The sequence below is a fragment of the Aeromicrobium sp. genome (assembly GCF_049587115.1).
GTDB lineage: Bacteria > Actinomycetota > Actinomycetes > Propionibacteriales > Nocardioidaceae > Aeromicrobium.
The window spans coordinates 1-7,365 of sequence record NZ_JBAVDI010000086.1; the positions used below are offsets into that span (position 1 = coordinate 1).

The 7,365-nt window shown below is 68.3% G+C and carries 7 protein-coding genes; 1 reads left to right on the forward strand and 6 read right to left on the reverse strand.

All coding sequences use genetic code 11. The features are described 5' to 3' along the window. Window positions 1-206: 206 nt before the first annotated feature. The 6 genes from ccsB to hemL are packed head-to-tail and all read right to left on the reverse strand — an operon-like array spanning window position 207 to window position 6,048. On the reverse strand, window positions 207-1,148 hold the full coding sequence (ccsB, locus tag WB461_RS08775; RefSeq protein WP_423852352.1) for a c-type cytochrome biogenesis protein CcsB: 942 nt from the start codon (window positions 1,146-1,148) through the stop codon (window positions 207-209). After that, complete coding sequence (gene resB, locus WB461_RS08780) at window positions 1,145-2,704, reverse strand: cytochrome c biogenesis protein ResB (protein WP_423852353.1); 1,560 nt, start codon at window positions 2,702-2,704, stop codon at window positions 1,145-1,147. The genes ccsB and resB overlap by 4 nt, the downstream gene beginning before the upstream one ends. Beyond that, window positions 2,701-3,453 (reverse strand): cytochrome c biogenesis CcdA family protein, encoded by a 753-nt coding sequence (locus WB461_RS08785; RefSeq protein WP_423852354.1) that lies wholly within the window; start codon window positions 3,451-3,453, stop codon window positions 2,701-2,703. The genes resB and WB461_RS08785 overlap by 4 nt, the downstream gene beginning before the upstream one ends. Continuing rightward, on the reverse strand, window positions 3,450-4,061 hold the full coding sequence (locus tag WB461_RS08790) for a TlpA family protein disulfide reductase (protein WP_423852355.1): 612 nt from the start codon (window positions 4,059-4,061) through the stop codon (window positions 3,450-3,452). The genes WB461_RS08785 and WB461_RS08790 overlap by 4 nt, the downstream gene beginning before the upstream one ends. Further along, complete coding sequence (locus tag WB461_RS08795; protein WP_423852356.1) at window positions 4,058-4,708, reverse strand: histidine phosphatase family protein; 651 nt, start codon at window positions 4,706-4,708, stop codon at window positions 4,058-4,060. Before WB461_RS08795 ends, WB461_RS08790 begins: the two co-directional genes overlap by 4 nt. Next, window positions 4,705-6,048 (reverse strand): glutamate-1-semialdehyde 2,1-aminomutase, encoded by a 1,344-nt coding sequence (hemL, locus tag WB461_RS08800; RefSeq protein ID WP_423852357.1) that lies wholly within the window; start codon window positions 6,046-6,048, stop codon window positions 4,705-4,707. The genes WB461_RS08795 and hemL overlap by 4 nt, the downstream gene beginning before the upstream one ends. A 166-nt stretch (window positions 6,049-6,214) precedes the next feature. On the opposite strand from hemL, the gene WB461_RS08805 reads away from it, so the two are divergent. Further along, window positions 6,215-7,365, forward strand: a 1,151-nt coding sequence (locus WB461_RS08805; RefSeq protein ID WP_423852358.1) for a lytic transglycosylase domain-containing protein, incomplete at its 3' end; no start/stop codon positions are given.

Genomic DNA, 7,365 nt, shown 5'->3' on the forward strand with positions numbered 1-7,365 from the left:
GAAACGATCCGGTAAAGCCGCGAACCAACCACCGGCCGAGCCGAAGGCGAGGCAGGCGCCCGGGCGCAGCCCGGCACCGGCGAGAAACGATCCGGTAAAGCCGCGAACCAACCACCGGCCGAGCCGAAGGCGAGGCAGGCGCCCGGGCGCAGCGCGGCACCGGCGAGGAACGAGCCGGTGGAGCGGCGAGGAACGAGCCGCGCGCCCTACTTGGCGTACGAGTGGAGCCCAGAGACGAACAGATTGATCCCGACGAAGTTGAACACGAATGTCGCGAAGCCGACCAGCGCGAGAATCGCGGCAGCCTTGCCCTTCCATCCGGCAGTCGCCCGCGCGTGCAGGTAGCCGGCGTAGACGACCCAGGTGATGAAGGCCCAGACCTCCTTGGGATCCCAGCCCCAGTAGCGACCCCATGCGTACTGCGCCCAGATCGGGCCGGCGATGAGGGCCGCGAACGTCCAGATCGGGAACGCGAACGCGTGCACCCGGTAGGCGACCTGATCGATCTTCGCCGACGGCGGGATGCGCCACAGGAACCCGATCCGGTCCTCCACGGCCGTGTTGCGCTCGGCCCTGGACTTGACCAGATAGAGCACTGATGCTGCGGCACCAACCAGAAATGCCGAGCCGGCGATCATGGCACCGAGCACATGGATGACCAGCCAGTAGGAGTGCAGCGCTGGGACGAGCGGGCCGGGAGGCACGAACACCAGCGCCGACAGGCCCAGCACGACGGTGCCGAAGCCCGTGATGATCGGACCCACCCAGTCGATCGCCCACGTGCGGACCAGCACGATGTACGCAGTCAGCGCCACCAGGACCGCGGCGCAGCCGAACTCGTACATGTTGCCCCACGGCACCCGCTGCGCAGACAGCCCGCGAGCGATGACGCCGACCAGCAGCACGAGCCACGACAGTCCGGTCAGGGAGAAGCCGATGCTGCCCGCCATGTCGCTGCGCCCGGCACCGGTGTCCTGCTCCGCGGGCGGGTCACCGAGCTCCGTGCCGGCAGCCACGAGCTCGCGGTCGGGGGCGACGTTGCGGGCGAATCCCCACTGCGCCACGTACATGACGAAGGCCAGGGCAAGGATGCCGGTGGCGGACGCGACGGCATAGTTGGAGAACTGTTCGTACTGCGCGAGCGTCATGCTCTCTCCTCTGTCTCCCCGAGTGCCCCACGGAACCGCTCGAGGAAATCGTCCAGGTCGGCCGGCAGCTCGTCGCGGGGTACGCGATCAAGAACGGCGACGTCCACCACGGTACGTGAACCCTCCCGACGCGCGCGGATCCAGGTCCTGCGCGGCTTGATCGACAGCGATGCCATCAGCCCCAGCAGGCCTGCGACGATCCCGATCAGCGGCACCTTGACCAACGGTGACGAGCTGATCTGGAACCGAGCAAACTGCTTGAGCGCAACGAACTCGATCATGCCGCCGTCCGGCAGGTCCTGGACCTGCCCCGGCGACAGGCTGATCCGGTAGCCCTTGCCGGTGGGTGCGAGGTACTGCTTCATCGCGGTCTTGTCGAGGATGTACACAGACTGCGGCGTGCCGTCGTCCAGGCCCAGGTCGCCGTGCCAGACGAACAGTCCCAGCAGGGGGTTCGCGGCGGCCGGAAAGATCGAGATCGAGGCCCCGTCGGCGCCCGTGGCCGCAGTCGGCAGGAAGAACCCTTGAAAACCCAGCTGCTCGGGTTCGGAGTCGGGCACCTTGATCACGCCGTTGGAGGTGTAGGTCGAGTCGCTCGGCAGGAATGGCACCGCCTCGTTGAACACGACGGCACCTTGCGCGTCGGTGATCTTGAGGACCGGCGAGTAGCCCTGGCCAACGAGGTAGACCGAGGTGCCGTTGATCTCGAGCGGGTGATTGACCGTGATGTCGAACCGGCGACGATCGGAGCCCGGCTCCGGGGTGTAGGTGCCCTCGGCGCGGAACAGCCGTGGCGCACCGGCCTGTTGGCTCCCGAACGGCTGGAACTTCGCGGTCAGGTCGTCCAGCGCGAGGGAGAACGGCGGCAGCTGACCCGCATCGAACAGGGCCCCCGAACCGAATTCGTCGTACTGGGTCAGCGAGTTGGAGAAGCCCTGCCCCTCGGTGACGATGGCGGAGCCGCGATAGCCGAACAGCGTCCCGAACGCGACCCCGACCAGGACGACCACGACGCTGATGTGGAAGACCAGGTTGCCGGCCTCACGCAGGTAGCCCTTCTCGGCGCTCAGCTCCGCAACGCCCTGCTCCCGGTCGGCGGCGTCGATCCGCGCACGACCCAGTGAGCGGCGGCCGGCAGCGATGACCTCGGCGACCGTCGCCGAGGTCTCGAACGATCTCGAGGCGGGCAGGCGGGAGAAGTTGCGCGGCGCCTTCGGCGGCCGGGCCCGCAGCGCTCGAAGGTAGACGAATGACCGCGGGATGATGCAGCCGACCAGCGAGACCATCAGCAACAGGTAGATGGCGCTGAACCACGGGGACGCGTAGACGTTGAAGAAGCCGAGCTTGTCCAGCGTCGGCGCGCTGCCGGGGTGATCGATGAAGTACCGCTCGACCGCCCGGGCGTCGACACCGCGCTGTGGGACGAGCGATCCCGGGACTGCAGCAACCGCGAGCAGGAGCAGCAGGAACAGCGCGGTGCGCATCGAGGTGAGCTGACGCCAGAACCATCGAGTCAGCTCCCGGCGACCCAGCTCGCTGACGGCATTGGTGCTCATACGGGTGCCTCGAACCCGGTGACCCAGGACTGCATCTCGCCGACCAGGTGATCCCACAAGCCGGTTACGAGCATCAGACCCACCGCGATCAGCAGGGTTCCACCGGCGATCGAGACGAGACGTTGATTGCGCTTGAACCAGGAGAGTGCGTGCATGAATCGGCCGAACCCGAGCGCCGCCAGAACGAACGGGACGCCCAGTCCCAAGCAGTACGTGAACGCCAGGAATGCTCCCCGCGCGGCGGAGGCATCGTCCGCGGCGAACGACAGGCCCAGAACGGCAGCGAGCGTCGGGCCGATGCACGGCGTCCAGCCCAGTCCGAAGAAGACACCCAGGACCGGCGCGATGGCCAGGCCGACGGTTGGGACGGCGTGCACCCGCGACTCCCGCTGCATGAACGGTACGAAGCCGATGAAGACCACACCCAGCACGATGACCAGGACCCCGGTGACGATGGACAGCTCACGTTGGTACCGCTGCAGCTCCAGACCGACCGAGCCGAACAGCGCACCGCCCAGGACGAACACGGTCGTGAATCCCAGCACGAACAACAAGGCTCCTGCCAGCAGCCGGCCGCGGCGGGCCGACTCCAGATCCTGCGCCGCGACCCCGGAGACGTACGAGAGGTAGCCCGGCAGCAGCGGCACGACGCACGGGGAGAAGAACGAGATCAGGCCCGCCAGGACCGCGACGGGGACGGCGAGGAGCAGGTTGCCCGAGAGGATCGTGTCGCTGAACCAGTCGGTCACGGCGTGCTCTTCTGCACGTCGTCGATGACACCGGCCAAGGTCGAGGCGCGAAGCTTCGGATCCATGATCCGCGCCGCGACCCGACCCTTGGCGTCGATGACCCACGTCGTGGGGATCGCCTGGGTCGGCAGGCTCTTGACGAAGCCCAGCTCGAGGCTGCCACCCTGGTCGGCGAAGCTCGGATAGGTGATGCCCTGCCGCCGGTTGAACGCAATCGCTGTCGCCGGATCCGGGGTCTTGGTCAGCATCCCGATGAACTGCACGCCTTGATCGGCATACTCCTCGGAGACCTCTTTGAGAGCCGGCGCCTCGGCGCGGCATGGCGGGCACCACGGTCCCCAGAGATTGATCACCAAGGTCTGCCCGGCGTAGTCGGCGGTCGACAGCGGTCTGCCGTCGAGACCCTCTCCGGTCAGGACCGGCGCGGGCTTGCGATCAGCCGAGTCGACCAGGACCACCAGCCCACCCTTGCTGCCGTCGGCCCCGACGTAGCCGTCAGTGGTGCGATCTCTGCCACCGCCACACGCTGTCAGCAAGAGCAGCGCCGCGACCGCGACCCCGAGCACGACCGGGACGCGACGGGCCGGGCGATCGAGCAGGTGTCTCATGCGCCTCCGACGAACTTGTTCCGCAGGGCATCGGGGATCAGGTCGCCGGCCGGCTCGCTGTACTTCAGGCTGACGAAGGTGTCGTCCTCGAACGTCAGCGTCGTGAGGCTGGCGAGCGAGCACTGTCGCTTGCGCGGGTCGTGCGCGAAGCGCGCCTTCTCGTACGAGCGACGCGTGGTCCAGACCGGCAGCTGGTGCGAGACGATGACTGCCTCGTGACCGCGGGCGGCCTCCCGGGCGTCGTCGACCGCAGCGCGCATCCGGGCTGCGATCTCCTTGTACGGCTCGCCCCACGATGGCCGGAGCGGGTTGCGCAGGAGCCACCAGTTCTGGGGGCGCTTCAGGGCGCCGTCGCCTACGCCGAAGGTCTTGCCCTCGAATCGGTTGCCGGCCTCGATGACGCGGTCGTCGGTGAAGATGTCGAGCTTGAGGATGTCGGCGAGCGGTCTGGCCGTCTGCTGCGCTCGCTCCAACGGCGAGGAGACGAGGTGCGTGATGTCGTTGCCCTCGAGCGACTCGGCAACCTTCGCGGCCATCTCGTGGCCCAGGTCGGAGAGGTTGTAGCCGGCGATGCGTCCGTAGAGCACGCCGAGCGGGTTGTGGACCTCGCCGTGGCGCATCAGGTGGACCGTGGTGCGAGTGCTCATTCGGCTTCCGTCCTTCGCTCTGGGTTGACCGCTCGGGCGGCCGCCTGGGCGGCTCCGGGGAGCCCCTCGGCAATTCTAGAGAGTGCCTCCGAGTCGTGGGCCGCCGAGACGAACCAGCTCTCGAATGCACTCGGTGGGAGGTACACGCCGGCCGCCAGCATTGCGTGGAAGAACGGCCGGTAGCGCCACGTCTGCTGAGCCTGGGCGCCAGCGAAGTTCGTCACTGGCGTCTCGGCACCCCAGAACACGCTGAACATGTTGCCGGCGTTCTGGATCACGTGTGGGACGCCGGCGTCGGCGAGTGCCTCACCCACCATGGCCTGCAGCTGGGCCGACGCGTCGTCCAGCCGGGCATACGCTGCGGCGTCTGCGAGCTGCAGCGTCGCCAGGCCCGCGGTCGTGGCGATCGGATTGCCCGAGAGAGTCCCGGCCTGGTACACCGGACCGACCGGAGCAAGCATCTCCATCACGTCCCGCCGACCGCCGAATGCCGCCGCGGGGAAGCCCCCGCCCATGACCTTGCCGAATGTCAGCAGGTCAGGACGCCAGCCCTCTGGCTCACCATCCAGGCCCCAGTGGCCCGAGCGTGTCACCCGGAATCCGGTCATCACCTCGTCGCTGATGAACAGGGCGCCGTGCCGGGTGCAGGTCTCGGCGAGGAAGGCGTTGAAGCCACTTCTCGGGGGGACCACGCCCATGTTGCCGGCGGCAGCCTCGGTGATGAGGCAGGCGATCTGGTCGCCGTGCTCCGCAAACGCCGCGTCCACGGCGGCGCGGTCATTGAACGGCAGCACGATCGTGTCGGCGGTGACGTGGGCCGGCACCCCAGGTGTCTCGGGCAGCCCCAGCGTCACGACACCCGAGCCGGCCTCGGCGAGCAGCGCATCGACATGACCGTGGTAGCAACCAGCGAACTTGACGATCTTGTCGCGACCTGTGAAGCCGCGCGCCAACCGGATCGCCGACATGGTGGCCTCGGTGCCCGACGACACCATGCGCACCGACTCGACCGGAGTCCGTCCGACGATCTCCTCGGCCAGCAACACCTCCGGCTCGCTCGGCGTGCCGAATGACGTGCCGCGCCCCACCGCGTCTGTGACTGCGGCCAGCACCTCGGGGTGCGCATGGCCCAGCAGCATGGGACCCCACGAGCCGACCAGGTCGACGTAGCGATTGCCGTCGGTGTCGGTCAGCCAGGCGCCCGCTCCCGAGCGCATGAAGATGGGCGTGCCACCGACCGCGCGGAAGGCGCGAACCGGTGAGTTGACGCCGCCGGGCGAGACATTGCGGGCGCGGGCGAACAGCTGCTCCGACGCGGAGTTTGAATTCACGCCCTCCATTGTCCTCAACCGAATTCTCAGTTGGTCGGCGGCGTCATCTACGCGTAACTTGGAGGGGTCTGGACTCGTTGTGTTGGTGTTCGTTGACTTTGCGGCCCGACGTGGCTGCTGTAACATCGGTTTACGCTAAGTCGCGATACCGCGACAGCATGGAGGGCACGTACTTATGGGAGCTCGTACGCTCACACGTTGGCAGAAGGCCAGCGCTCTGGTCCCGATGGCGGTCCTGGTGGGAGCCTGGGGAGCCGCTCTTTCCAACGCGCAGCTTGCGACCGCGTCCGGCGACAACACCGGATCCGGCATACCGGCCGTCCCCGCGACGGCCTTCGAGCAACCCGCCAGCGTGCAGCCGACCCCGGCCGGCATCGACGAGAAGGCCGGCATGCCCGGCGCCGTCTCCACCTTGTCGACCAACGGCATTCCCTCCTCCGCGCTCTACGCTTACCGCCGCACCGAGACCTTGCTGGGCAAGGCCGACGAGTCCTGCAAGCTCCCGTGGAACCTCGTCGCGGCGATAGGTCGCGTCGAGTCGAACCACGGTCGTACCAACGGCAACTCGCTCAACGCCGACGGCGTCGCGACCCCCGGCATCTACGGCGTGGCACTCGACGGCAACAACGGCCGGGCAAAGATCTCCGACACCGACAGCGGCACGCTCGACAAGGACCCGGTCTACGACCGTGCGGTCGGCCCGATGCAGTTCATCCCCGGCACCTGGAAGTCTGTCGCCGTCGATTCCGACAACGACGGCCGCAAGAACCCGCAGGACATCGATGACGCCGCCACCGCGGCCGGCATCTACCTGTGCGCGGGCACCGACGATCTCTCAACACGTCCCGGCGCCGCGTCAGCGGTCAAGCGGTACAACCACTCCGACTCCTACGTCGACCTGGTCCTCTCGATCTCGGCCAAGTACGCCGAAGGCGACTTCACCCAGTCACCCAACGGCTACTCGACCGCTTCGGTCCTGACCTCCGCGTCGAACGACCAGACGCTGAGCCCGACGCAGCGCTCGAAGGCCAGGTCGGCCGAGCAGAAGGCCAACCGGCCGAAGCCGAGTTCCGGCGGCAGCACCGGCGGCACCCCGAGCGGCGGCGGCACCCCGAGCGGCGGCGGCAGCACCGGTGGCGGCGGCAGCACCGGTGGCACCCCGACTGGCGGCGGCACCCCGAGCGGCGGCGGAACCACCAGCGGCGTGACCGGCCTGGTGGGCGGACTCGTCGGCGATCTGACCGGCACCCCGACCGGCGGCGGCACGACCGGTGGCACCCCCTCCGGCGGAACCACCAGCGGCGGATCTTCCACGCTGACCTGGGC